The organism is Cupriavidus pampae (genome assembly GCF_914271485.1).
Lineage (GTDB): Bacteria > Pseudomonadota > Gammaproteobacteria > Burkholderiales > Burkholderiaceae > Cupriavidus > Cupriavidus pampae.
Genome location: NZ_CAJZAG010000008.1, coordinates 411,366 through 436,402, shown reverse-complemented (window position 1 = coordinate 436,402; position 25,037 = coordinate 411,366). Strand labels below are relative to the sequence as shown.

The 25,037-nt window shown below is 65.1% G+C and carries 19 protein-coding genes and 1 tRNA gene; 8 read left to right on the top strand and 12 right to left on the bottom strand.

Annotated elements, in window-relative coordinates:
- Positions 1-103: 103 nt before the first annotated feature.
- Both LDO41_RS22015 and LDO41_RS22010 read left to right on the top strand, forming a co-directional pair.
- Positions 104-667, top strand: coding sequence for a hypothetical protein (locus tag LDO41_RS22015; RefSeq protein WP_223992021.1), 564 nt, complete (start codon positions 104-106; stop codon positions 665-667).
- Between the two features lie 59 nt (positions 668-726).
- Positions 727-1,620 carry an SDR family oxidoreductase gene (locus tag LDO41_RS22010; protein ID WP_223992020.1) on the top strand — a complete coding sequence of 298 codons (894 nt, stop codon included), beginning with the start codon at positions 727-729 and terminating at the stop codon, positions 1,618-1,620.
- A gap of 13 nt (positions 1,621-1,633) precedes the next feature.
- On the opposite strand, the gene LDO41_RS22005 is transcribed toward LDO41_RS22010, so the two are convergent.
- Positions 1,634-2,029 carry a c-type cytochrome gene (locus LDO41_RS22005; protein ID WP_377740996.1) on the bottom strand — a complete coding sequence of 132 codons (396 nt, stop codon included), beginning with the start codon at positions 2,027-2,029 and terminating at the stop codon, positions 1,634-1,636.
- 92 nt (positions 2,030-2,121) lie between these two features.
- Positions 2,122-2,937 carry a CsgG/HfaB family protein gene (locus LDO41_RS22000; RefSeq protein ID WP_223992018.1) on the bottom strand — a complete coding sequence of 272 codons (816 nt, stop codon included), beginning with the start codon at positions 2,935-2,937 and terminating at the stop codon, positions 2,122-2,124.
- 368 nt (positions 2,938-3,305) lie between these two features.
- Here LDO41_RS22000 and LDO41_RS21995 point away from each other — a divergent pair, with 368 nt between their 5' ends.
- Positions 3,306-3,770, top strand: coding sequence for a hypothetical protein (locus LDO41_RS21995; protein ID WP_223992017.1), 465 nt, complete (start codon positions 3,306-3,308; stop codon positions 3,768-3,770).
- Between the two features lie 27 nt (positions 3,771-3,797).
- Here LDO41_RS21995 and LDO41_RS21990 read toward each other — a convergent pair whose 3' ends face one another.
- Complete coding sequence (locus tag LDO41_RS21990; RefSeq protein WP_223992102.1) at positions 3,798-4,268, bottom strand: cyanophycin metabolism-associated DUF1854 family protein; 471 nt, start codon at positions 4,266-4,268, stop codon at positions 3,798-3,800.
- An 18-nt stretch (positions 4,269-4,286) separates the two neighbouring features.
- The gene (locus tag LDO41_RS21985; RefSeq protein WP_223992016.1) at positions 4,287-6,614 is read right to left on the bottom strand and encodes a cyanophycin metabolism-associated ABC transporter; all 2,328 of its coding nucleotides are present in this window, start codon (positions 6,612-6,614) and stop codon (positions 4,287-4,289) included.
- A 325-nt stretch (positions 6,615-6,939) separates the two neighbouring features.
- Here LDO41_RS21985 and cphA (LDO41_RS21980) point away from each other — a divergent pair, with 325 nt between their 5' ends.
- A complete protein-coding gene (cphA, locus tag LDO41_RS21980; RefSeq protein ID WP_223992015.1) occupies positions 6,940-9,582 on the top strand; it encodes a cyanophycin synthetase in 2,643 nt (880 codons plus the stop codon).
- 47 nt (positions 9,583-9,629) lie between these two features.
- Entirely contained in the window at positions 9,630-12,200 is a 2,571-nt protein-coding gene (gene cphA / locus LDO41_RS21975) for a cyanophycin synthetase (protein WP_223992014.1), read from the top strand.
- Positions 12,201-12,213: 13 nt separating this feature from the next.
- Here cphA (LDO41_RS21975) and LDO41_RS21970 read toward each other — a convergent pair whose 3' ends face one another.
- The 4 genes from LDO41_RS21970 to LDO41_RS21955 all read right to left on the bottom strand — a co-directional run bounded on the left by LDO41_RS21970 (position 12,214) and on the right by LDO41_RS21955 (position 16,281).
- Positions 12,214-12,873 carry an amino acid ABC transporter permease gene (locus tag LDO41_RS21970; RefSeq protein ID WP_223992013.1) on the bottom strand — a complete coding sequence of 220 codons (660 nt, stop codon included), beginning with the start codon at positions 12,871-12,873 and terminating at the stop codon, positions 12,214-12,216.
- Positions 12,874-12,982: 109 nt separating this feature from the next.
- Positions 12,983-13,804 carry a transporter substrate-binding domain-containing protein gene (locus LDO41_RS21965; protein WP_223992011.1) on the bottom strand — a complete coding sequence of 274 codons (822 nt, stop codon included), beginning with the start codon at positions 13,802-13,804 and terminating at the stop codon, positions 12,983-12,985.
- Positions 13,805-13,964: 160 nt separating this feature from the next.
- Positions 13,965-14,885: a glutamate/aspartate ABC transporter substrate-binding protein gene (locus LDO41_RS21960; protein WP_223992010.1), complete on the bottom strand. Its 921-nt coding sequence runs from the start codon at positions 14,883-14,885 to the stop codon at positions 13,965-13,967.
- Positions 14,886-14,967: 82 nt separating this feature from the next.
- Complete coding sequence (locus LDO41_RS21955) at positions 14,968-16,281, bottom strand: D-amino acid dehydrogenase (RefSeq protein WP_223992006.1); 1,314 nt, start codon at positions 16,279-16,281, stop codon at positions 14,968-14,970.
- A 218-nt stretch (positions 16,282-16,499) separates the two neighbouring features.
- Between LDO41_RS21955 and LDO41_RS21950 the strand changes: the two genes are divergently transcribed.
- On the top strand, positions 16,500-17,456 hold the full coding sequence (locus tag LDO41_RS21950; protein ID WP_223992005.1) for a LysR substrate-binding domain-containing protein: 957 nt from the start codon (positions 16,500-16,502) through the stop codon (positions 17,454-17,456).
- A 45-nt stretch (positions 17,457-17,501) separates the two neighbouring features.
- Positions 17,502-18,830 carry a hemolysin family protein gene (locus tag LDO41_RS21945; RefSeq protein ID WP_223992004.1) on the top strand — a complete coding sequence of 443 codons (1,329 nt, stop codon included), beginning with the start codon at positions 17,502-17,504 and terminating at the stop codon, positions 18,828-18,830.
- A gap of 143 nt (positions 18,831-18,973) precedes the next feature.
- On the opposite strand, the gene LDO41_RS21940 is transcribed toward LDO41_RS21945, so the two are convergent.
- From LDO41_RS21940 to LDO41_RS21925, 4 genes are all read right to left on the bottom strand, one after another.
- A tRNA-Ser gene (locus LDO41_RS21940) sits at positions 18,974-19,063 on the bottom strand.
- 91 nt (positions 19,064-19,154) lie between these two features.
- Positions 19,155-20,468 (bottom strand): serine--tRNA ligase, encoded by a 1,314-nt coding sequence (serS, locus tag LDO41_RS21935; protein ID WP_223992003.1) that lies wholly within the window; start codon positions 20,466-20,468, stop codon positions 19,155-19,157.
- Between the two features lie 157 nt (positions 20,469-20,625).
- A complete protein-coding gene (locus tag LDO41_RS21930; RefSeq protein WP_223992002.1) occupies positions 20,626-22,017 on the bottom strand; it encodes a replication-associated recombination protein A in 1,392 nt (463 codons plus the stop codon).
- 28 nt (positions 22,018-22,045) lie between these two features.
- A complete protein-coding gene (locus LDO41_RS21925; RefSeq protein WP_223992000.1) occupies positions 22,046-23,152 on the bottom strand; it encodes an ABC transporter ATP-binding protein in 1,107 nt (368 codons plus the stop codon).
- Positions 23,153-23,215: 63 nt separating this feature from the next.
- Here LDO41_RS21925 and LDO41_RS21920 point away from each other — a divergent pair, with 63 nt between their 5' ends.
- Positions 23,216-24,871 (top strand): ABC transporter permease, encoded by a 1,656-nt coding sequence (locus tag LDO41_RS21920; protein WP_223991997.1) that lies wholly within the window; start codon positions 23,216-23,218, stop codon positions 24,869-24,871.
- Positions 24,872-25,037 lie beyond the last annotated feature (166 nt).

Sequence of the window (25,037 nt, the reverse complement as noted above, 5' to 3'; positions counted from 1 at the left end):
AGTTAAAGTAAATGGAATTGTTATCGCAATTTACCACCGATTATCTTTCCAGTTGAACAGTCCAGAATGGTTCTCAAGCCCACCGACATCAGGAATCGAGACCATGCGCCCCATCCCGAATATCGCCAACCGCACCGCGCGGCGCGCCGCGCTGGCGTCGCTCATTACGGGCGCCATCGTCGCGGCGGCTGCTTGTGTCTTTCGCCAACCGCAGGAGAACCAGACCATGACGCCCTCCATCACCTACTTGCACCTGCTCCGCCATACGCCGTTCTTTACCGCGCTCGATACCGATCAGCTGCGCTGGGTCATCGCGCATTCCCGCGAGTGGGAAGTGCGGACTGGCGGGACCATCGCCACTAGCGAGCGACTGAACGACAGTGCCGGCTACTGGGTACTGCTCGATGGCGGCTGGACGCTGCGGATCGACGGCAAGACCTTCGCCAGCGGTCATGCCGATGCGGGCAAATGGTTCGATCAGGATCTGCTTGCCGCGCGGCCATTCGAGCTGGTGGCCAACGAACACAGCTACGTCATGCAGATCGCGCGTCGCGACATGGACGACATGCTCGCGCGCGGATTTCGCTTCGATCGTCACCTCTACGCCGGCCAGTCGTTCTATCGCGACCTGATGGCGAACCCGCTGTCGGCGCCCGTCGCGCCTTGACGCATCCCTCTTACATAACGCATCCCCTTACTTCACTCGTTCCTTACTGGAGAATCACCATGTCCCATACCATCCTCGTTACCGGCGCTTCCTCGGGTTTCGGGCTGATGACCGCCAGAGCATTGGCCAAGGCCGGCCATGTCGTCTATGCCTCGATGCGCGATACCGCGGGCCGCAATGCGACCCGCGTGGCGGAGGTCGCTCAATGGGCGGCCAACAACGACGCCGACCTGCGCACCGTCGAACTCGACGTGCAATCCGAAGCGTCCGCGGCCAACGCGATCGATCACGTGCTGGCCGAGGCCGGCGGTCTCGATGTGATCGTGCATAACGCCGGACACATGGTGTTCGGCCCCGCCGAGGCCTTCACGCCGGAGCAACTGATGCAGCAGTACGACGTCAACGTGCTGGGGGCCCATCGCGTCAATCGCGTGGCGCTGCCCTACCTGCGCAAGCGGGGCAAGGCGTTGCTGGTGTGGGTGGGCTCGTCCTCGACGCGCGGCGGTACGCCACCGTTCCTCGCGCCCTACTTCGCGGCAAAGGCGGCCATGGATGCGCTGGCGGTGTCGTATGCATCGGAGCTGTCGCGCTGGGGCATCGAGACCACGATCATGGTGCCGGGCGCCTTCACGCAAGGCACCAACCATTTTGCGCATGCCGGCAAACCGTTCGACACGGCGATTGCCACCGCGTATGAACGCGGCCCGTATGCCGGCGTTGCGGAGCAGGCGTTGAAAGGACTCGCGGGCCTGGAACCCGCCGATGCCGATCCCGAAGAGGTGGCGCGTCAGATCGTGCGCGTGGTCGGCCTGCCCCATGGCAAGCGGCCGTTCCGCGTGCATGTGGATCCGTCCCAGGATGGCGCGGAAGTGGTCAACGCGGTGGCCGATCGCGTACGCTCCGAGTTGTTCCGCAACATCGACCTCGCCGACCTGCTGTCGCCGCGTGGCTAAGCGACGTGCGTGGCTACGGGAACGTGCGCAAATAGGCGAGCAGGTCGTTGATTTCCTGCTCGTCTCGCATGCCCCAGAACAGCATCTTGTTGCCGGGCACGACCTTGCCGGGCGACTTGACGAATGCGCGCAGCCGTTCCTCCGACCAGGCAAAGCCGGCGGTCTTCATCGCATCGGAGTAGCGGTAGTCGGTGGTGCCCGCCTGGCGGCCGACAATGCCATTGAGCTGCGGACCGAAGCCACCGCGCGCATTGGGCCCAACGCGATGGCAGGAGGCGCATTTGCTTGTGAACGCGCGCTCCCCGGCCTTGGCATCGCCATCGGCGTACGCGGCTACGGGAAGAAGAAGGGGCAGGAGCGGTGCGGCCAGCATGGCCGAACGGAAACACGGCTTGAGAAATCGACGCATGCCGTGATTGTAAAACGCGGAGGTGGTCAGCGTGGGCGCGGAAGGGTGCGCCCCCTTGCCGCAGTGAGTACGGCAAGGGTTAATACAGCAGATCAGTTGACCTTCAGCTGGCCACCGGCACCGAGGCCGCCCTTCACGTTCTGGGCCTTGTACTGCTTGACCGCCGACACGAGGTTGTTGAGCGAGTCGGTGAACGCGGCCACCACGACCTTGCCTTGCGGCGTGTTCGAGTACGCACCCGCGCGGCCGCGCGAATTGTCGCTCGCGAACACGGCCAGCAGACCGTAGTCGATGTTCTTGGCCGAACCTTCTGCGGCAGCCAGTTGCACGCTCGAACGGTTGTCGACGAGCGTCAGCAGCGTCGACGCTTCCGAGCTCTTCATGCTGCCGGCCACGCCGGCGAGAATGCCGCCCACGTGCGGCACGTAGTTCAGCAGCGAAGCGCCACCACCACCGGTGTCGTTGGCGGCGAACGTGATGGTCGGGCTCACCGTGTAGTCCGCGGCAACCATCTGGCCCTTCTGCATCTTCGACGTCTTGCGCAGCTCACCGGTCTGGTTGAGCGCGCGCTCGGACATCGCGGCGTCGAGACCACGACCGCGATCGACCACGACGAAGCAGTTGGATTGCTGCACCAGCAGCTTGAGCACCGGCACCGTGCTACCGAGCTTGTATTGCCCGGTCAGGATGCCGTACCACGGGGCGGAAGTGTCTTCGATGATGGAAACAGTGCCGAGCGGCGCGTCGCAGCGCTGCAGTCCGGTGTTGGCATTCTGCGTGGTGCTGCCCGCAGCGGAACCGGTGGCAACGGTCTTGGCATCCTTGGCGCCCATCTGCATGTCCGCGCATGCCGACAGCAGGAGAGCCGACGCCGATGCCAACACGACACCCGTCAATTTGAAACTCATTCTGACCTCGCTTTTTGTTATTCACGTCATACCGGTGGCCTGGCGAGGCGTCGGTGTGCGATGGTTCGCATGCTTGTTCCGCGCCAGCCAGCGCGATCTTTCCGGGCCGGCACCAGCGTGGCCCCCATTGCGGGTTGTCCTTGCTGGATGCCGGTTACAGCGACCCTCACCACCGGAAAAAAAGCGCCGGGCCATTATATGCGCGGCACGATAAGAGCCAAAAGGCACTATTACCGACCGTTCTGCGCACGCAACAGGCATTGATGACTTTTGCTCTGCACAACAGAACGCCAATCGCATGACGAGGACGCCGCGAGGCAGGCGCGCGGCTACAATAGACGCCTGAATTCGCCTTGCGGCCTGAGATCATGCACGACCATCCTCGTTTTTCCATCAATCGCGCCGCCGTCATGCTCGTGCCCGAGCAGCCGTTCCTCGACTGGATTCTCGCGGTCGATCCCGACCCGATTGAAACGCTGACGCTCGACGCCGTGCGTCAGGACGAGACCGTGTTCCTCGTGCCGCCCGAGTTCGCGGACGACCCCGAGACCACCGTCAAATGGGTCGAGGCGCGCTGGCGCTCGTTTTTCGAACTGATGCTGGGCGAGTGGTTCACCGACGTACTGTGGCCGCCGAAGCTGACGCTGACGATGTTCCGCCAATGGTTCACGATCCACGTGCACTCGATGGTGTGGGATCTCGCGGCGGACACCCCCGTATTGCACGAGGATTGGGACGAGGATGCGGAAGAGGCCGAAGGCGCGGCCGAAGATGATGAGGATGGCGACGACGGCGATGACCGTGGTGGCTCGTCGTCGCGCATGCTGCACTAAGCCTTACAAGAAGGCTTACAAGAACCCTTACAAGAAGCGATCGAGAATCTTGCGGCTCGCCTTGTCGAGCGCGAGCAGATCGCGGATCAGATAGTGAATACCGTGATTGTCGGAGATCAGCAGCGTGCTGCCCGACAGCCGGCGGATATCCTCCTCGCCGCGCAACACCAGCTTCGTCTCGCCACGATCGGTGCGCACGGTCCAGATGCTCGGCGTGGCATACGTCGAGACCTCCACGATGCGCTGAATCTCGGGCATGAACTCGCGGCTCGCGAGTTCGCGTTCGATCAGTTCGCGCTCGTTCGCCGCAAGCGTGTCGAGCCGCGGAATCCACGCGAGTTCGCGCCCGTCGGTGCTGACCATGCCGACGCCATCGTCGGGCGCGGCGATCGGAAACGCGCGCACGGGGACCACGCCTTCGTGCGACGTGCCGTCCGCCAGTGTCATGACCAAACGGCCGAAGCGGTTACGTGTGAGAGTGAAGTCGTTGCTCTGCATAGTTTTCATTGGGCTGCTTTATTGCGCACCGACCGGTTCAGATGCATCCGCACGCTCGCCCGCCGTGCCTTCGCTGCTGCCGCCGATCGCGTCGTCGTCGCCATCCACATTGCGCAGCTGCGCCTGATACAGCTTGTAGTACGCGCCCTCCTTCGGCATCAGCTCGTCGTGGCTGCCCACTTCGACGATCTGCCCGCGATCCATCACGACCAGGCGATCGGCCTTGCGCAGCGTCGACAGCCGGTGCGCGATCGCGATGGTCGTGCGACCCTGCACGAGGTTGTCGAGCGCCTTCTGGATTTCCTTCTCGGTTGCGGTATCGACCGACGACGTCGCCTCGTCGAGGATCAGGATGCGCGGGTCGATCAACAGCGCGCGCGCGATCGAGATACGCTGGCGCTCGCCGCCCGACAATGCCTGGCCGCGCTCGCCCACGAGCGAGTCGTAACCGTGCGGCAGGCGCAGGATGAACTCGTGCGCATGCGCGGCGCGCGCGGCCGCGACGATTTCCTCGCGCGTGGCGTTGGGCTTGCCGTACGCGATGTTGTCGGCGATCGTGCCGAAGAACAGGAATGGCTCCTGCAGCACGAGGCCGATATGGCGGCGGTACTCGGACACCGGTAGGGAGCGGATATCGATGCCGTCCACGCGGATCGCGCCTTCGGACACATCGTAGAAGCGGCAGATCAGATTGACCAGCGTGCTCTTGCCCGAGCCGCTGTGGCCCACGAGGCCGATCATTTCGCCCGGTGCGATCGACAGATCCAGCCCGCGGATCACCGCGCGATTGCCGTAGCGGAAACCGAGGTCGCGCATCTCGATGGCGCCCTTCACGTTCTCCAGATGCGCGGGCCGCGCGGGCTCCGGCACGCTCGATACGTGGTCGAGAATATCGAAGATGCGTTTGGCGCCCGCGGCTGCCTTCTGCGTGACCGAGACGATACGGCTCATCGAATCGAGGCGCGTGTAGAAGCGGCTGATATAGGTGAGAAACGCCACCAGCACGCCCACGGTGATGGCACTGCGCGAGACTTGCCAGATGCCGAAGATCCACACCACGAGCAGACCCACTTCGGTCAGCAGCGTGACGGTCGGCGTGAACAGCGACCACACCGCGTTGACGCGATCGTTGACGGCCAGATTGTGCTTGTTGGCCTCGCGGAAACGCTCGACCTCGCGCTTCTCCTGCGCGAACGCCTTGACCACGCGGATACCGGGGATCGTATCGGCCAGCACGTTGGTGATTTCGGACCAGATGCGGTCTATCTTCTCGAAGCCGTGACGCAGGCGATCGCGCACCAGGTGGATCATCCACGCGATGAACGGCAGCGGCACCAGCGTGACCAGCGCGAGCCAAGGATTGATCGAGATCAGGATGATCGCCGTCATCACGATCATCAGCACATCGGTGGCGAAGTCGAGCAGATGCAGCGACAGGAACACGCAGATGCGATCGCTCTCGGAGCCGATGCGCGCCATCAGGTCGCCGGTGCGCTTGCCGCCGAAATACTCGAGCGACAGCTTGAGCAGATGCTCGTAGGTGGTGGTACGCAGGTCCGCGCCGATGCGCTCCGACACGCGCGCCAGCAGGTACGTGCGCGCCCAGCCAAGACCCCACGCGGTGAGCGCGGCGCCGAGCAGGCCGGCCAGGTACATCGAGACCAGGTTGTAGTCGATCGGCACGCCGTTCTGGAACGGGATCAGCACCTTGTCCATCAGCGGCATGGTCAGGTACGGCGGCACCAGCGTGGCGGCCGTGCCGATCAGCGTCAGCAGAAAACCCGCCAGCAGCTCGAACTGGTACGGGCGCGCGAAGCGCCATAGCCGCAGCAGCGCCCATGTGGAGGGCGGCGCCTCGAGGTCGCGGCTGCATTGGGGGCATTCTTCTTCGCCCGGCGGCAGCGGCGCCTTGCAGCTGGGGCACACATCGTCCTCGCTGGCGGCCGGGGCACGGCCCGTGGCAAGCAGGTCGCGCCGCGCTTCGAACTGATCGGCCAGCCGCAGCGCATCGGGATTGTAACCAAGCGTATAACGCCACCGGGCCAGCCGGCCCGCGCTGTTGACGAGCTCGAGCGTGCCGACGCCGGCATGATCGACGTGGGTCAGCGTGAGGTCGGCGGAGATCGGCCACGCCGAAACGGATGTTTCACCGGGCGTGCGCGCGATCACGCGGCGATCGGTGACAATCAGCCACCCTTGGGTAAAATGCAGCCGCTCGTCGAGATCCAGCCGCAGCCCGGCCAGGATGGTTTCGCCGGATTCCAGCGTGCCGGGGGTCGCGTCGAGCTCGGTCTCCCAGACATTCTGCAGGTCGGGAGAGGGGACGGACGTAGGAGACTGGGTCATTGTCGGTGCGCGTTGTTCGCGCAAAAGCAGGCGCAAAATCGTCCGAAAGACATGGAAAAACCGTCAAAGTCGGACATAACTTGAAACAAATTGACGCGGGCGGCGACTGGCGGCCCGCGATTTTGCCCGCAAGTATACATAACGCAAACCAGCGGGTGGCCTGGTGCAGTGCACAAGGCTTTTAGGGGGTCGGTAACAGGGATTCAACAACGAGTCTTAAGCGTCTACTTAGCGTCAACGCATCTCTCGCTGTAACGTTACTGAAAGGTTGTGGTTTGCATTCGTGGGCATCCGCCCACAGCCTGAAGCTTAAATAGCTAAATCGATGAAAAAGAAGGACATTGAGATTTTCGATGTCATGTCGCTGCGCGGCCCGAATATGTGGACATATCGGCCAGTGCTCGAGGCATGGGTCGATATCGGGGAACTGGAGGATTTTCCCTCCAACAAGATTCCGGGCTTCTACGAGCGGCTGTCCACGTGGCTACCGACGCTGATCGAGCATCGATGCAGCATCGGCGAACGCGGCGGCTTCCTGCAGCGGCTCAAGGAAGGTACGTGGCCCGGCCACATCCTCGAGCACGTGACCCTCGAGCTGCAGAACCTGGCCGGCATGCCCGGCGGCTTCGGCAAGGCGCGCGAGACCCCGGTGCGCGGCGTGTACAAGGTGATCGTCCGCGCCTGGCATGAAGAAGTCACGCGCGCGGCGCTGTTCTCCGCGCGTGACCTCGTGATGGCCGCGATCGAGGATCGCCCGTTCGACGTGCCCGCCACGGTGGAAAAACTGCGCGATCTCGTCGAGGAACATTGCCTCGGCCCGAGCACGGCCTGCATCGTCGATGCGGCCGACGATCGCGACATCCCTTCCCTCCGACTCTCCGACGGCAATCTGGTTCAACTTGGTTACGGTGCGCGTCAGCGTCGCATCTGGACCGCCGAGACCGATCGCACGAGCGCGATCGGCGAAAGCATCTCGCGCGACAAGGATCTGACCAAGAGTCTGCTCGAGTCGTGCGGCGTGCCGGTGCCCGAAGGCCGCATGGTCGAGAGCGCCGAGGATGCGTGGGACGCGGCCACCGATATCGGTGTGCCGGTGGTGGTCAAGCCGTACGATGGCAACCACGGCCGCGGCGTGTTCACGAACCTGATGACGCGCGAGGAAGTGGAAACCGCCTACGCGGTGGCCATCGATGAAGGCGGCGGCGTGATCGTCGAGCGCTTCGTGCCCGGCAACGAGCACCGCCTGCTGGTGGTCGGCGGCCGCCTCGTGGCCGCCGCGATGGGCGAGACCGCGAGCGTGGTCGGCGACGGCACCTCGACCATCGACGAACTGATCGATGCGCAGATCAATTCCGATCCGCGCCGTGGCAGCACCGAAGACCATCCGCTGAATCGCGTCCGCCTGGACTCGGCCGCGCGCCTCGAGCTGCGCCGTCAGGGCCTCGTCGATGGCGAGTCGATCGCGCCCGCGGGCAAGACGATCCTGATCCAGCGCAACGGCAACGTGGCGTTCGACGTGACCGACCGCGTGCATCCGAGCGTGGCCAAGCATGCATCGCTGGCCGCGCGCGTGGTGGGCCTCGATATCGCTGGCGTGGACCTCGTGGCACAGGACATCTCGCGACCGCTCGCCGAACAGGGCGGCGCGGTAGTCGAAGTCAACGCGGGCCCCGGTCTGCTCATGCACCTGAAGCCGGCCGACGGCACACCGCGCCCGGTGGGCCCGGCGATCGTCGATCACCTGTTCCGCACACGCGACGGGCAGGTCGATGACGGCCGCATTCCGGTGGTCGGCATTACCGGCACCAACGGCAAGACCGTGGTCGCGCGCATCGTCGCGCGGCTGCTGCAGCTGTCGGGCAAGCACACGGGTCTGGCCTGCAGCGATGGCCTGTACCTCGACCGCCGTCAGGTGGAGCGCGGCGATCGCGCGAACTGGGAAGCCGGACAGCGCATCCTGATGAACCGCGCGGTGGAAGCCGCGGTGTTCGAGAACGACAGCGGCGCGATTCTCTCCGAAGGCCTCGCCTATGACCGCTGCCAGGTGGGCGTGGTCACCAATATCGACGAGCCCGATCACCTCGACGACTACTACGTCGAGGACATCGACCGCATGGTCAGCGTGTTGCGCACGCAGGTGGACGTGGTGCTCAAGGACGGCGTAGCCGTGCTGAACGCGCGCGATCCGCGCGTGGCGGACATGGCCGAACTGTGCGACGGCGACGTGATCTTCTTCGGCCTCAGCGCGGATCTGCCCGCGATTGCCGCGCATCGTGCCGCCGGCAAGCGCGCGGTGTACGTGCGCGACGGCAAGGTCGTGCTGGCCGTTGGCCAGAGCGAGACCGCGCTGACCGACGTTGGCGCGATTCCGCTGACGTATGCGGGCCGCGTGGCGTTCCAGGTAGAGAACGTGCTGGCCGCGATCGCCACCGGTTGGGCGCTCGGCATCTCGAACGATCTGATTCGCGCGGGCGTGGTGACGTTCGATGTGGGCCAGGTCGACGTGCCGGGCCGCTTCACGCTGTTCGAACGCAATGGCGCGACCGTGATCGTCGACGATGCGCACAATGCGCCGGCACTCGAGGCACTGGCCGCCGCGCTGGACCGCTTTCCGTCCGAGCGCCGCATGCTCGTGTTCGGCGCGGGCGTGCAGCGTCGCGACGAGGACCTCGTGCGTCAGGGCAAAATCATCGGCAAGACGTTCGATCGCGTGTTCCTGTGCGAAGACCACAGCGTGCGGCGCGACCTGCCCGATACCGAGGCGCGCGCGTTGCTGCGTCAGGGCCTGTATGAAGGCCGGCGCGTCACGAAGATCATCGATGAAGGTGGCCGCCGCGCGGCGATCGAGTCCGCGCTGTCGCAACTCGTGGCCGGCGACCTGCTGGTGCTCCAGTGCGACGAAGCGTCGACGGAGTCCGCGGTGGAGCTCGTGCACCAGTGGCTCGGCCGTGGCGGCCGCCGCGGTTGAGCGGCGCCACAAAAGTTCGTCGCAAAGTAAAACGGATAAGCGATTCTATGGAAGTTTCTCGCATCCGGGCCCTGCGTGGCCCGAATCTCTGGTGCCGGCATACCGCGATCGAAGCGATCGTCGCGTGCTCGGACGCCTCGCACCTGCTGGCCGAACTGCCGGGCTTCGAAGACCGCCTGCGCGCGCGCTTCCCCGCCATCGGCCCGCTGCGGCCCGATGACGAAACCGGTTCGCCCTCGCTGGCGCACGCGCTCGAAGTGGCAGCGCTGCGACTGCAGGCCGCCGCCGGCTGCCCGGTCACGTTCAGCAATGCTTCCCCCACTGTAGAGCCCGGCACCTATCAGGTGGTCGTGGAATACAGCGAGGAGGACGTGGGCCGCCTGGCGTTCACGCTGGCCGAGCAACTGATCATCGCCGCGCGCGACGACGCCCCGTTCGATCTCGACGACGCGCTGCATCGGCTGCGCGAGCTCGATGAAGACGTGCGCCTGGGCCCGAGCACCGGCTCGATCGTCTACGCGGCGGTGGCACGCGGAATTCCGTACCGCCGCCTGACGCAGGGTTCGATGGTCCAGTTCGGCTGGGGCAGCAAGCAGCGCCGCATTCAGGCCGCCGAAACCGATCAGACCAGCGCCGTGGCCGAGTCCATCGCGCAGGACAAGGAACTGACCAAGAGCCTGCTGCACGCCGCCGGCGTGCCAGTGCCGCGCGGCCGTTCGGTGCGCAGCGCCGAGGAGGCCTGGGTAGCCGCGCAGGAGATCGACGCACCGGTGGTGGTCAAGCCGCGCGACGGTAACCAGGGCAAGGGCGTGGCCGTGCGCATTCGCACGCGCGAGGAAGTGATGACCGCGTACGAGGTGGCTTCGGATATCTCGTCCGACGTGATCGTCGAGCGCTACATCCCCGGTCACGACTTCCGTCTGCTCGTGGTTGGCAAGCACCTCGTGGCCGCCGCGCGCCGCGATCCGCCGCAGGTGATCGGTGACGGCGCGCACACGGTGCGCCAGCTGGTGGACACCGTGAACAGCGATCCGCGCCGTGGCGAAGGCCATGCGACGTCGCTGACCAAGATTCGTTTCGATGACATCGCGCTGGCCGTGCTCGCCAAGCAGGGCCTGACCGCGGAATCGGTGCCGGCCAAGGGCACACGCGTGGTGTTGCGCAACAACGCGAACCTCTCCACCGGTGGCAGCGCGACCGACGTGACCGACGACGTCCATCCGGACATCGCCGCGCGCGCGGTGGCCGCGGCGCAGATGGTCGGGCTCGATATCTGCGGCGTGGATGCGGTCTGCGAGACCATGCTCAAGCCGTTCGAGGAACAGGCCGGCGGCATCGTCGAAGTCAACGCGGCACCGGGCCTGCGCATGCACCTGCAGCCGTCGTATGGCAAGGGTCGCGCGGTTGGCGAGGCCATTATCTCGACCATGTTCGCCGATGGCGACGATGGCCGCATTCCGGTCATCGCGGTATCGGGCACCAATGGCAAGACCACCACGGTCCGGCTGATCACGCATCTGCTGGCGACCAGCGGCCTGCGCATGGGTATGACCGGCACCGATGGCGTGTATATCCAGGGCGAGCGCATCGACACCGGCGACTGCAGCGGTCCGCGCAGCGCGCGCAACGTGCTGCTGCATCCCGACGTGGACGCGGCCGTGTTTGAAACCGCGCGCGGCGGCCTGCTGCGCGAGGGTCTGGCGTTCGACCGCTGCGACGTGGCGGTGGTGACCAACGTCGGCGAAGGCGATCACCTGGGCCTGTCGTATATCAGCACGGTGGAAGATCTTGCCGTGCTCAAGAGCGTGATCGTGCAGAACGTCGCGCCGCATGGCATGGCGGTGCTCAACGCGGCCGATCCGATGGTCGCGCGCATGGCCGATGCGTGCCCGGGCACAGTCACCTTCTTCGCGCACGATCCGAACCTGCCGACGATGGCGCTCCATCGCGCGCAGGGCCGCCGTGTGGTGTTCGTCGAGGGCGCGGACATTGTGGCGACCGAGGGCGAGACGCAGACCCGCATCGCGCTGGCCGAGATTCCGCTCACGCGCAACGGCAGCATTGGCTTCCAGGTGGAGAACGCGATGTCGTCGATCGCGGCCGCCTGGGCGCTCGGCATCGACTGGGCCGTGATTCGCCGCGGCCTGGCCACGTTCGTCAACGACGCGGCCACCGCACCGGGACGCTTCAACGTGTTCGACTACAAGGGCGCGACGCTGATTGCCGACTACGGTCACAATCCCGACGCGATCCAGGCGCTGTGCAACGCGGTGGAATCGATTCCCGCCAAGCGCCGCGTGGTGGTGATCAGTGGGGCCGGCGACCGGCGCGACGAGGATATCCGTCGTCAGACGCAGATCCTCGGTGGCGTGTTCGACAACGTCGTGCTCTATCAGGATCAGTGCCAGCGCGGTCGCGAAGACGGCGAGGTGTTAGCGCTGCTGCGCGAGGGCCTGCAGGGCGCGCAACGCGCACTGCGTGTGGAAGAGATCCGTGGCGAGTTCCTCGCCATCGATACCGGCCTGGCGGCGCTGCAGCCTGGCGACCTGTGCCTGATCCTCGTCGATCAGGTCGAGGAAGCGCTCGGCCATATCGAGAAGCGCATCGCCGAGGGTTGAGCGCCTGTTCCTGTCAGTGCCGGCCGGGTAGCGACAGGCGTCGCTCCAGGCCGCGCTGCAGGAACGACAGCCCGGTGCTGAGCACCCAGTAGATGGCCGCCACGGCCAGATACAGCGGCAGCGGCTGATACGTGGCCGCGATGATTTCCTGCGCGGTGCGCAACAGTTCCGTGACGGTGATGACCGAGACCAGCGACGTGTCCTTGATCAGGCTGATCAGGCTGTTGGACAGGCTCGGCACGGCCAGCCGCAAGGCCTGCGGACCCACCACATAGCGCAGCGTCTGCGCGGGCGTCAGGCCCAGGCTGTACGCGGCCATCCACTGTCCACGCGGGATGCCCAGAATCGCGCCGCGCATGCTTTCCGACAGATACGCCCCCACGTTGAGGCTCAGCGTGAGCACGCCCGCGGGCGTCGGCTCCAGCGCGATACCGACGCTTGGCAGCCCGTAGTAGACAACAAAGATCTGCACGAGCAATGGCGTGCCGCGCATGAGGCTGACGTACGTGCGCGAGACCGCCTTCAACGCTTTTGAATGGCTGATGCCCATCAGCGCCACCACGACGCCGATGATCAGCCCGAAGATCATCGACAGCACCGCGAACTTGAGCGTGAGCAATGCCCCCTGTAGCAGGATTGGCAACGAATCAGTGACTAGCGTGAGAGCTGACATGGGGGCGTAGGGCGAACGACTTTGCGATGGCCGCGATCATACTCGACCCGCGGATGCAACAAGGCCCTCCCCCGCTGCCGCGGTCGGAGGGCCTACCAATCTTTGAAATTTACTTCGACGCCTTCGTCACATCCGAGCCGAACCACTTGGTGGACAGCTTCGTCAGCGTGCCATCCTTGCGCAGATCGTCCAGCGCCTTGTCGATGGCCTGCGCGAACTTCGGATTGTCCTTGCGGAACGGGATCGCGACTTCCGAGCTGGCGCCGGCCACCACCGCACCGGGACGCAACGGCAGATTGGCATTCTTGATCAGATAGTTGACCATCAGGCGGTCGTTGAGCGCCGCATCGACACGCTCCGAGGCGAGATCGCGCAGATATTCCGGCGCGCCCGGGTAGGTCTTTACGTCAATGCCGGGCACCGACTTGGCAAGTTCGTTGTAGTTGCTGCCCAGGCTGACGCCGAGCTTGTGGCCCTTGAGGTCGTCGAGCGACTTGAACTCGCGCTTGTCGTCCTTGCGCTGAATCAGCTGCGCGGCCGAGTAGACGTACGGCGTGGAGAAATCGAGCGCCTGCTTGCGCTGCGGCGTGACCGAGACCTGATTGACGATGATGTCGAACTTGCCAGCCTGCAGGCCCGCAATGATCGCGCTCCACTCGGTGGTCACGAACTCCGGCTTGACGCCCAGCTTGGCGGCCACCGCGCGCGCGACGTCCACGTCAAACCCTTCAAGCTCGTTCTTGGCGCCACGGTAGCCAAACGGGGGATACGTGCCTTCAATGCCGATTTTCAGCACACCGGCCTGTTTCACCGAGTCCAGCAGGTCCGCGGCGCTGGCGGCCGTGGCAGTCAGCCCGGCGCCGGCCAGCAGCGCCGCAGCCAGCAGGGACGAGATCCAACCCGTGCGCAAGCCGGTACGAATCGATCGCATATGTTCTCCAGTAGTCAGTCTTCGTTATGGTGCGTTACGGCATCACATCGAGCCTATAACGCACGTAACACTACCGCAAATGCTATCGAACGCGAAATAACGATCCATCATGGCTATATAACCGCCACACCACATGGACTCCGGTTGCGCCGGTTTGCGCTTACTGGAACGCCTTGTCGTTCGGCGCGGCGAACAGGGCCTTCATGTCGTCCGACAGCGGGTAGTTCAGGTTGATGCCGCGCGGGGGCACCGGGGCCGTGAACCATTTGTTGTACAGCTTCTCGCCACGGCCGCTGGTCTGCAGGTCCGCGATCACGCCATCCGCGAGCTTCTTGAACGAGGCATCGTCCTTGCGGAACATGCACGCGTAGTTTTCTTCCTGCAGCGGCTCGCCCGCGACCACCCACTCGCTCGCGTTCTTGGCCTTGGTGCGCTCGCCGTAGAGTAGCGGCTCGTCCATCACGAACGCGGCCGCGCGACCGGTTTCGAGAATCAGGAACGATTGACCGTGATCCTTGGTGCTGATCAGGTTCATGTTCATGTTCTTCTCACCGTTCATCTTTACCAGCAGACGCTCACCGGTGGTGCCGGCGGTGGTCACGACATTCTTGCCCTTGAGGTCGTCCAGCGACTTCACGCCGGAGTCCTTCTTGGTCAGCATGCGAATGCCGTAGATAAAGATGCTGTTCGAGAACGCGACCTGCTTCTGGCGCTCGAGGTTATTGGTGGTGCTGCCGCATTCGATGTCGATGGTGCCGTTCTGCACCAACGGAATGCGGTTCTGCGACGTGATCGGCGTGAGCTTGACCTGCAGGTTAGGCATCTTCAGGTCGCTCTTCACCTTGTCCACGATCAGCATCATGATCTCCTGCGAATAGCCCATGACCTCCTTGCCATCGGTGTAGGAGAATGGGATCGACGATTCGCGGTGGCCCAGCGAGATGACGCCGGTTTCCTTGATCTTCTTCAGCGTGTCGCCATCGGCGGCCTGCGCGCCGGCACTGATGGTGCCAGACGCGAGCAGGAGCGCAGCGGTGACCAGCACGCGGCGCGGCAGATGAGAGGTGGACAGTTTCTTCATGTTTCGCTCCTTGGAGGGGCTTGGTTTAGTGGCACATCGTGAGCACTGCAACTACGGAAACCTCAACACATCAATCCATTCGTCATGCGGCCAGCGCGCTGAAATCGCGCGCATCCATCGCACTCTCGCGGCCGGCCATCGCATCGGCCAGCAGGCTCGCGCTACCCATGGCCAGCGTGAAGCCGAGCGCGCCATGGCCCAGGTTGAGCCATAGCCCGCGCACACGCGATTCACCGATCAGCGGCAGCCCGCTCGGCGTGGCCGGGCGCAGACCCGCCCACGGTTGCAGCGCGTCCTGCCCGGCCTCGATACCACCGCCGATACCAAACACTGCGTGCGTCTGCGCGGCCAGCGCCGCCACCCGTTCGCCGTCGATGGTTGGACCGCCCCTCACGAGATCGGCCATGCCAGCCACACGCAGCGTATTGCCGATACGCGCGTAGACGATCTTGTTCGCAAAGTCCGTCACGCTGACGTGCGGCGCGCGCATACCGTCAGCGATCGGCACCGTGATGCTGTAACCTTTGAGCGGCCACAGCATCGGCCGCACACCCGTCGGGCGCAGCAGCGGCACGCTGCCAATGCCGCCGGCCACCACCACCGCGTCCGCATCGATATCACCATCGGCGGTATGCACGCCCGTCACGCGCGTGCTGCCGTTGGCGCCTGCGCGCTTCAGGCCAGTGACTCGGGTACCGAAGCGCAGCTGAACCGCGGGCCTGCCTTGCAGCAATCGGGCCAGCGCCACGCAGAAGCGATGACAATCGCCCACTTCCTCGCTCGGCGTGTGGATCGCGCCCGCAATCTCGCCGCGAATGCGTTCGAGCGCGGGCTCCAGCGCCACGCACGCGTCGCGATCGAGCGCGAGCTGTTCGCAGCCGAGGCTCGCCTGATAGTCGAGCAACCGGCGCGCGGCATCGAAGGCCGCCGCATCGCGATGCACGATCAGTTTGCCGCGCCGCGCAAAATCGAAACCGCCACCGGGCACGTGGCCCAGCGTCTCCTCGTGCCGCGCTTCGTCGCCATGCACAAACGCCTGCATCAGATCGCGCGAATGAAACGCCAGGCGCAACAGCTTGCGCGTGGTGGCATCGCTGGTGCCGGCGTTGCAGGCGCGCGCGAACGCGAGCAGCCAGCGCCATTGCGCGGGGTCCGCGCTCGGGCGAAAGCGCATCGGCGAATCGCGCCGCAGCAACCAGCCCGGCACCTTCGACAGCACGCCGGGCCCGGCCAGCGGCGCGACGTAGCTATAGCTGAGCTGACCGCCGTTGGCGAAGCTCGTTTCCTCGCCGGGGCCGTCGCGGCGCTCGAGCACGGTTACCTCGTGCCCTTCGCTGGCCAGCCGCCACGCGGTGGTCATGCCGACCACCCCCGCACCCACGATTGCCACATGCATTGCCGACTGCCGATAAAAGACGATGGGCCAGAGCGTATGCCACGCGACCCCGCTTGCCTAATGCGAATACGTGCAAGAATATGTCCTCAGGCTATGGATGCTCGCTACGGGGGTTTTCCCGCACCAAACCCGCCCATCCATCCTGTTTTTTCGCCCTTTATTCGCCCTTTATTCGCCCTTTTTTCGCCCTTTTTTCGTTCATTCACCGCACCACGACGATGCGCCTGCGCCAGATCGAAGTGTTTCGCGCCGTAATGCTGACCGGCACCGTCAGCGAAGCCGCGCGCCTGCTCCATGTGTCCCAACCCGTGGTGACACGCGTGCTGCAGCATGCCGAGGCCTCGCTGGGGTTCCGTCTGTTCGAGCGCGTGCGCGGGCGGCTGCAACCGACGCCGGAAGCGGTGGCGTTGTACGGCGATGTCGAAAGGCTATATGGCGAGGTGGAGCGCGTGCGGCGCGTGTCCGAGAGCCTGCGACACAAAGGCGCCGGGCGCCTGCGCGTGGCGGCCACGCCGAGCCTGGCCACGCCGCTGCTGGTGCCCGCCGTGCGGCGCTTCTGCGCGCGGCATCCGGAAACGCAGGTCCAGGTGCTCACGCACCATACCGACGAGATCGTCGATGCGTTGCTTTCGAACCAGATCGACGTTGGCTTCGCCTATGCGCCACCGCGTCACGAAGCGATCGCCAGCGAGCCGGTGGCGGCGGGTCGCATGCTGCTGGCCGTGCCGCGCCCCCAACCGCTCGTCATGAGCAAAAGCGCTGGCGGCCGTCGTGCGACACTGCCGATGCGGCGCCTGATGGATCGCGCGTTTATCGGGCACGATGACAACACATCGCTGGGGCTGCTGGTGCGGCAGACGCTTGCGCGTCATGCGCTGGAACCGCATGCCACACTCGAGGTGCAGACTTATTCGCTGGCGTTGTCGCTGGTGGATGCGGGCCTCGGCATCAGCCTGCTCGACCAGTTCACCGCACTCAGCGCTGACGCTTCGCGCGTGATGCTGCATGACATTGCGCCAGCGTTGCCATTCGAAGTGCAATGGCTACGCGCGAGTCATCGCGCGACGTCGAGCCTCGTCGATGACATGCGCGTGCAATTTGCCGCGGCGGCCGAGGAGTTGTCGGCGTCGCTGCCATCGCGGCTCGAAACCCCCGTTGTCAGCTTTGATCATTGACGGCCTCATTGACAGCCCCCTGACCGCTGCACCATCATCGATCACATGTTCGTCCTGACCCTCCTTCTGCTCGTGCTGATCAGCGCGTTCTTCTCGGTTTCCGAGATCGCGCTTACGGCCGCGCGCCGCACCAAGCTTCAGATCATGTCCGAGCGCGGTGACGTGCGCGCGACCAAGGTCATGCTGCTCAAGGAGGAGCCGGGCAACTTCTTCACGATCGTGCAGATCGGCGTGAACAGCGTGGCGATCCTGGCCGGTATCCTCGGCGAGAAGCATGTCTCGGATCTGGCCTACGAGGCACTGCTGCCCTATCTGAGCGTCGACCATGCGCAGCGCGCGGCCAATATCGGCTCGTTCCTGATCGTGACGCTGCTGTTCATCCAGTTTGCGGACCTGATTCCCAAGCGTATTGCGATGACGTTCCCGGAAGCGTGCGCGGTGGCCGTGATCGGTCCGATCCTCACGCTGCTCAAGGTTCTGAAGCCGCTCGTGTGGATCTTCAACGCGGCCGCCGATGCCATCCTGAAACTATTCGGCCTGCCGACCAAACCCGTCGATCAGATCACCACCGAGGACATCGCCGCGATGGTCGATGCCGGCGCGGAAGCCGGCGTGCTGCGCAAGCACGAGCTGCATCTGATCGAGAACGTGTTCGAACTCGACTCCAAGGGCATTCCCGCGATCATGACGCCGCGCGACGACGTGGTGTATCTGGCCCTCGCGGAAACCGCCGACAGCATCCGCCGCAAGCTGGTCACCCAGCCGCACGCGCAGTACCCGGTATGCGGACAGGACCTCGACGATGTGCTGGGCTATATCGATTCGAAGGACATCCTGCAGCAGCTGCTCGCGAACGAAAGCGCGGCGGTGCTCGCGGATATCGGCCAGCATTACGACAAGAACGTGCTGGTGGTGCCGGACACGCTGACGTTGTCAGAGTCGCTCACACGCTTTCGCGAGATGCACGAGAACTTCGCAGTGGTGATGAACGAGTATGGGCTCGTGGTCGGCGTGGTCACGCTCGACGATATCGTCGGCGCGCTGATGGGCGACATCCTGTACTCGTCCGAGGACGAACAGATCGTGCGTCGTGACGATTCGTCATGGCTGGTCGATGGCCTGACGCCGATCGTCGACCTGAAGAAGGCGCTCGAACTCGACACGCTGCCGGGCGAAGACTATGTGGATACGGCGGCGGGACTGGTGATCTACGCGCTCAAGCGCATCCCGAAGAAGTCGGAATCGATCACAGTGGGTGGGTTCCGCTTCGAGGTGCTCGACATCGATCATCACAAGATCGACCAGTTGCTGGTGTCGCGGCTACAGGCGGATGCGGCTGCCCCGCTGCCGCCGGCGGAAGGGTTCGGCGAATAAACGGGGCCCCGCAAGAACAACAACCCGGCGCACAAAAATTGACGCACAAAAACAAAACCGACGGCTGTTTGCACAGGCGTCGGTTCGAGTTTTACTACGTTTGTAGTCTGCAGACGATGAAGCCAATCCACAGCTTTTTATTTTGGCGGAGAGGGTGGGATTCGAACCCACGGTACCATTGCTGGTACGCCTGATTTCGAGTCAGGTACATTCGACCACTCTGCCACCTCTCCGGTAACTTGGTCGCTTTCGTTTCGTTTGAAGCGAAACCGCGATTATAGCGATATCTCTACGGGGAATGCAACCCCCCGCGCATGCCTTTGATTACGCTTCCGGGATCAGTCGCGCCACGCCGCCCATGTACGGCTGCAACGCGGTTGGCACGGTGACCGAACCGTCGGCGTTCTGGTAGTTCTCGAGGATCGCCACGAGCGTGCGGCCAACCGCCAGGCCGGAGCCGTTGAGCGTGTGCAGCAGTTCCGGCTTGCCTTGACCCACCTTGTAGCGCGCGCTCATGCGGCGTGCCTGGAAGTCGCCCATGTTCGAGCACGAGCTGATCTCGCGGTACGTGTTCTGCGCCGGGATCCACACCTCGATGTCATAGGTCTTGGTGCTGCCAAAGCCCATGTCGCCGGTGCACAGCACGATGGTGCGGAACGGCAGTTCGAGCTTGCGCAGAATCGCCTCGGCATGGCCGGTCAGCTGCTCCAGCGTTTCCATCGACTGCTCGGGCTCCACCACGTGCACGAGTTCGACCTTGTCGAACTGATGCTGGCGGATCATGCCGCGCGTGTCCTTGCCGTACGCGCCCGCTTCCGAGCGGAAGCACGGCGTATGCGCGACGAAGCGCAGCGGCAGCGTGTCACCGGCCACGATCGTGTCACGCACGATGTTCGTCAGCGGCACTTCGGCGGTGGGGATCAGATAGAAATTCTCGGTGCGGCCCTGGCCGTCCTCGCCTTCGCCACCGACCTTGCGCGGGACCTTGAACAGGTCTTCCTCGAACTTCGGCAACTGACCGGTGCCGCGCATCGAGGCCGCGTTGACGATGTAGGGCACGTACGTTTCGGTGTAGCCGTGCTCGAGCGTATGCGTGTCCAGCATCAGCTGGACCAGCGCGCGGTGCATGCGCGCCACGCCGCCACGCAGCATCGTGAAGCGCGCGCCGGTGACCTTGCTGGCGGTCTCGAAGTCGAGGCCGACCCTGGCGCCGACGTCCACGTGATCGCGCACCTCGAAGTCGAACTCGCGCGGCGTACCCACGCGGCGGACTTCGACGTTGTCGCTCTCGTCCTTGCCCACCGGCACGCTTCCGTGCGGCAGGTTCGGGATGGACATCATGAAGTCCTGCAACTGGGTCTGGATCTCGGCCAGGCGTGCGGCGGAGGCGGTCAGCTTGTCGCCGATGCCACCCACTTCGGCCATCACGGCCGAGGCGTCCTCACCCTTGCCCTTGAGCACGCCGATCTGCTTGGAGAGGCTGTTGCGGCGCGCCTGCAGGTCCTCGGTCTGGGTCTGCAGTTGCTTGCGTTCGGCTTCCAGTGCCTGGAACGCCGCCACGTCGAGGGAAAATCCGCGCGACGCAAGGCGTTGCGTCACGGCGTCGATGTCTTTGCGGAACAGCTGGATGTCGAGCATGTTGCGGTCTTGGAAGTGCTGCTGGGATGTGCTGAATCCGGCGACATGCCGGAAAACGGGACATTTTACTGCACCGGCGTGACTGGCCGGCGCCGAATCTGCGAGGTTTCCATGCGCTTATTCGGCTGGCGGGCCGGATACCCGGGCCGCCCTCACCTTACTCGTCGCCCTTGCCCTTCCCTTTGCGCGCGCGGTGCCACGCGTCGTCGAGGTCGCGCAGATGGCGCAGCTTGTCGCCGATCTTGCCTTCGAGCCCGCGCGGCGTGGGCTGGTACCAGTTCTGGTCCGCCAGATCGTCGGGCAGGTAGTGCTCGCCGGCCGCATAGGCTTCCGGCTCGTCATGCGCGTAGCGATAGGCGTGGCCGTAACCGAGCTCCTTCATCAGGCGCGTCGGTGCGTTGCGCAGATGCACCGGCACCTGCCGCGATTTGTCCTTGCTCACGAACGCGCGCGCGGCGTTGTAAGCGTTGTAGCCCGCATTGGACTTCGGTGCGACGGCGAGATAGATCAACGCCTGCGCAAGCGCGAGTTCGCCTTCGGGCGAGCCGAGCCGTTCGTAAGTCTCCGCGGCATCGAGCGTGATGCGCGCCGCGCGCGGATCGGCCAGGCCGATGTCCTCCCATGCCATGCGCACGATGCGGCGGGCCAGATAGCGCGGATCGGCGCCACCGTCGAGCATGCGGCAGAACCAGTACAGCGTGCCGTCGGGGTCGGAACCGCGCACGGACTTGTGCAACGCGCTGATCTGGTCGTAGAACGCGTCGCCGCCCTTGTCGAAACGGCGCAGGTTCTCCGCGAGCGCGCTGCCGAGCAACGCGATATCGATGCGGGACTGTCTGGCGTTGCGTGCCGCGCGCGTAACGATCTCGATATTGTTGAGCAGCTTGCGGCCATCGCCGTCGGCGGACTGCACAATAAGCTGCAACGCGTTGTCGTCGCCGCCGCTCTCGTTTGCCCCGGTGTCCCATTCGAGTGGAGACTCGCCTTCCGGCGCGGCAGCATTGAGCTCGTCGGTGGCACGATGCACGAGCGCGGTCAGGTCGGTCTCGTCGAGGCTCTTGAGCACATAGACGGCCGCGCGCGACAGCAGTGCGCCGTTGACCTCGAACGACGGGTTCTCGGTGGTGGCGCCGATAAACGTGAACAGTCCGCTTTCCACGTGCGGCAGGAATGCGTCCTGCTGGCTCTTGTTGAAGCGGTGCACCTCGTCGACGAACACCAGCGTGCGGCGTCCGTGCATGCGGTATTGCTCCGCGCGTTCGACCGCCTCGCGGATGTCCTTGACGCCCGACAACACCGCCGAGAGTGCGATGAATTCGGCGTCAAACGCGGTGGCCATCAGGCGCGCGAGCGTGGTCTTGCCCACGCCGGGCGGGCCCCACAGAATCATCGAATGCGGTTCGCCCGATTCGAACGCGACGCGCAGCGGCTTGCCCGCGCCGAGCAGGTGCTGCTGGCCGATCACCTCGTCGATGGTGCGCGGGCGCAGACGCTCGGCCAGCGGTTGCCGGGAGCGATCAGGGGTATCGGAAAACAGCGAGTCCGCCACAGTCAGTTTTGCTTGTTGGATGAGTGCGTCACAGTGTAGACGATCGTGGGAATGCCACCACGTCGTCCGCCTCGACCCGCAGGCCGAGCGTCGCGCCAACTGGCAGGTCGTGGTGCGACGGCACCAGCGCAAGCACGCGGCTGCCGTCGTCCAGTTGCAGCGTATACAGGATGTTCGCGCCGCGGAACGCCTTGTCGAGGATGCGGACGCGCAGCGCGGCAGCTTCGTCGTGCACGAGGTCATCGGGGCGGATCAGCACGTCCACCTCGGCGCCATCGGGCAGTGCAAGCGGATTGCGCCATGGCAGCGTGCCGATCGAGAGCGCGATCGCATCGGACGCGTGGACGCGACCCGGCAGCAGCACGCCCTGTCCGATAAAGCCGGCCACGAAACGCGTTGCGGGCTGATGGTAGAGCCCGTGCGCATGGCCCCACTGCACGATCTTGCCACCGTGCATCACGCCGATTTCGTCGGCCATCGCGAAGGCCTCGTGCTGATCGTGCGTAACGAGGATGGCCGTGGTGCCCTGCGTGCGCAGGATCTCGCGAACCTCCTGCCCGAGCCGTTCGCGCAGGTCCACGTCGAGATTGGAGAACGGTTCGTCGAGCAGCAGCAACGCGGGCCGCGGAGCCAGTGCGCGCGCCAGTGCCACGCGCTGTTGCTGGCCGCCCGAGAGCTCGTGCGGATAGCGGCCACCGGCGTCGTGCAGCCCCACCAGCGCCAGCATTTCCCGCACGCGTGCCGCGCGGGCACCGCGGTCCTCGCCGATCAGACCGAAGCCCACGTTGGCAGCGACATCGAGGTGCGGAAATAGTGCGTAGTCCTGAAACACCATGCCGATGCGACGCTGCTCGGGCGGCAGGCCGCCGCTGGCCGACGACACTACCTGGCCGTCGATGCGAATCTGGCCCGCGCGCAACGGCTCGAATCCCGCGATGGCACGCAGCACGGTGGTCTTGCCGCAGCCGCTCGGGCCGAGCAGGCACGCGATGGTGCCGCGCGCGAGCGAGAACGACAGGCCGTCGATCACAGTATGCCGGCCGAAACCGTGCATGATACGATCGACCTCGACCACAGGTGGCGTCGTGGCAGGTATTGGCAATGCGGGAGTGAAATCGGCTGGATCGGTACGCATGCCGCAGATTATAGAGACGGACGACGCTAGAATGCGCAGACTTGGACGGACCGCCAAACCCGCATGCTCCTGCTCGACCGCCGCATCCTACCGCCGCCGCTGACGACCATTGCCTGCCTGATGGCCGTGCTGATCGTGATTCCGCTCGGCGTGGTGGCGGCCAGCGTGTTCGCGCCGGCCACCGATACGTGGCGGCATCTCGTCGACACCGTCCTCGCCGAGTACATCGGCAATACGCTCATGCTGCTGGCTGGCGTGACCATGGGCGTGCTGCTGCTGGGCGTGCCCACCGCGTGGCTCACCGCGATGTGCCGCTTTCCGGGGCGCGGCCTGATGGAATGGGCGCTCGTATTGCCGCTGGCCATGCCGGCCTACGTGATCGCCTACGCGTACACCGACGCGCTGCAGTTCGCGGGCCCCGTGCAGACATGGCTGCGCGAGATCACCGGCTGGCGCGCTCGCGAATACTGGTTCCCCGAGATCCGCTCACTCGGCGGCGCGATCGTGCTGTTCACGCTCGTGCTCTACCCGTATGTCTACCTGACCGCGCGCGCCGCGTTCCTGCAACAAGGCGCCAGCGCACTCGAGGCCGCGCGCCTGCTCGGCCACGGCCCGTGGCGCGTGGCGTGGCACGTCACGCTGCCGCTCGCGTGGCCCGGCATTTTCGCGGGCACCGTGCTCGCGCTGATGGAAACACTCGCGGACTTCGGTACGGTGGCGTACTTCGGCATCCCCACCTTCTCCACCGGCATCTTCCGCGCGTGGTTCTCGCTCGGCGACAAGCTGGCCGCCGCGCAACTGTCGGCCTGCCTGATGCTGTTCGTCATCGCGATCCTGTCGCTGGAACGCATGAACCGGGGCCACGCGCGCGTCCATGACGATGCGCGCGCGGGCCATCGTCGCCCTACCCCACGCGCCTTCACGGGCTGGCGTGGCGCGCTCGCATGCGGTCTGTGCGCACTGCCGGTGCTGCTCGGCTTTCTGCTGCCCGCGCTGATGCTGTGCCAGATGGCCTTCGTCGACGGCGATGCGCAATTTGGTCCGCGTTTTATCGCACTGGTGCGCAACAGCTTTACGCTCGCGAGCGTCACGGCGGCGGTGGCCGTGGCGGTGGCCCTCGCCATCGGCTACGCGGGACGCGGCGCGCCGGGCGGATTGCGCGCGCGACTGGTGCAGGCGCTCACGCGGCTCTGCGGCATGGGCTATGCGCTGCCCGGCGCCGTGATTGCCATCGGCGTGCTGGTGCCCGTCGCGCGACTCGACAACGTGCTGGCGGACTGGCTGCAACGGCATCTGGGCCTGTCGGTCGGCCTGCTGCTGACGGGCGGCATCACCGCGCTGGTCTATGCGTACCTCGTGCGCTTTCTCGGCGTGGCGCTGCAGTCGGTGAACGCGGGGCTGGCCCGCATTACCCCCGCGATGGACAGTGCCGCGCGCAGCCTCGGCCATGGGCCCGCCGCCACGCTGCGCCGTGTGCATGCGCCGATGCTGCGCGGCAGCCTGCTGACCGCCGCGCTGATCGTGTTCGTGGACGTCATGAAGGAATTGCCCGCAACGTTCGTCATGCGCCCGTTCGACTTCGACACGCTGGCCGTGCAGGCCTACAACCTTGCCGCGGACGAGCGTCTGGCCGAGGCCGCCACGGCATCGCTGGTGATCGTCGCGGTGGGCATTCTGCCGGTCATCCTGCTGTCCCGCGCGATCAAGGGTCACGAGTGAGCGGGCGCTCCCGCCCTCACCCGCGCGCCTTCAGGGAGAAGCGCGCAGCACAGCAAAATTAGGGTAAATACCCGGTTAAAGTTTTTCTCGAAATTGCCGACAACCGCCAATGGCCCATGACTTCATGCGCGGCCACGAGCAGGTATTTTTCGGCTATTCCGTTCGA

Excerpts from the sequence above, each read along its gene's own strand:
- cphA (WP_223992015.1), top strand. The coding sequence starts at position 6,940 with ATGAAAAAGAAGGACATTGAGATTTTCGATGTCATGTCGCTGCGCGGC.
- LDO41_RS21945 (WP_223992004.1), top strand. The coding sequence starts at position 17,502 with ATGTTCGTCCTGACCCTCCTTCTGCTCGTGCTGATCAGCGCGTTCTTC.
- LDO41_RS21965 (WP_223992011.1), bottom strand. The coding sequence starts at position 13,804 with ATGCGATCGATTCGTACCGGCTTGCGCACGGGTTGGATCTCGTCCCTG.
- LDO41_RS22005 (WP_377740996.1), bottom strand. The coding sequence starts at position 2,029 with ATGCGTCGATTTCTCAAGCCGTGTTTCCGTTCGGCCATGCTGGCCGCA.
- LDO41_RS22000 (WP_223992018.1), bottom strand. The coding sequence starts at position 2,937 with ATGAGTTTCAAATTGACGGGTGTCGTGTTGGCATCGGCGTCGGCTCTC.
- LDO41_RS21985 (WP_223992016.1), bottom strand. The coding sequence starts at position 6,614 with ATGACCCAGTCTCCTACGTCCGTCCCCTCTCCCGACCTGCAGAATGTC.
- serS (WP_223992003.1), bottom strand. The coding sequence starts at position 20,468 with ATGCTCGACATCCAGCTGTTCCGCAAAGACATCGACGCCGTGACGCAA.
- LDO41_RS21920 (WP_223991997.1), top strand. The coding sequence starts at position 23,216 with ATGCTCCTGCTCGACCGCCGCATCCTACCGCCGCCGCTGACGACCATT.
- LDO41_RS21950 (WP_223992005.1), top strand. The coding sequence starts at position 16,500 with ATGCGCCTGCGCCAGATCGAAGTGTTTCGCGCCGTAATGCTGACCGGC.
- LDO41_RS22015 (WP_223992021.1), top strand. The coding sequence starts at position 104 with ATGCGCCCCATCCCGAATATCGCCAACCGCACCGCGCGGCGCGCCGCG.
- cphA (WP_223992014.1), top strand. The coding sequence starts at position 9,630 with ATGGAAGTTTCTCGCATCCGGGCCCTGCGTGGCCCGAATCTCTGGTGC.
- LDO41_RS21960 (WP_223992010.1), bottom strand. The coding sequence starts at position 14,885 with ATGAAGAAACTGTCCACCTCTCATCTGCCGCGCCGCGTGCTGGTCACC.
- LDO41_RS21955 (WP_223992006.1), bottom strand. The coding sequence starts at position 16,281 with ATGCATGTGGCAATCGTGGGTGCGGGGGTGGTCGGCATGACCACCGCG.
- LDO41_RS22010 (WP_223992020.1), top strand. The coding sequence starts at position 727 with ATGTCCCATACCATCCTCGTTACCGGCGCTTCCTCGGGTTTCGGGCTG.
- LDO41_RS21970 (WP_223992013.1), bottom strand. The coding sequence starts at position 12,873 with ATGTCAGCTCTCACGCTAGTCACTGATTCGTTGCCAATCCTGCTACAG.
- LDO41_RS21925 (WP_223992000.1), bottom strand. The coding sequence starts at position 23,152 with ATGCGTACCGATCCAGCCGATTTCACTCCCGCATTGCCAATACCTGCC.
- LDO41_RS21990 (WP_223992102.1), bottom strand. The coding sequence starts at position 4,268 with ATGCAGAGCAACGACTTCACTCTCACACGTAACCGCTTCGGCCGTTTG.
- LDO41_RS21995 (WP_223992017.1), top strand. The coding sequence starts at position 3,306 with ATGCACGACCATCCTCGTTTTTCCATCAATCGCGCCGCCGTCATGCTC.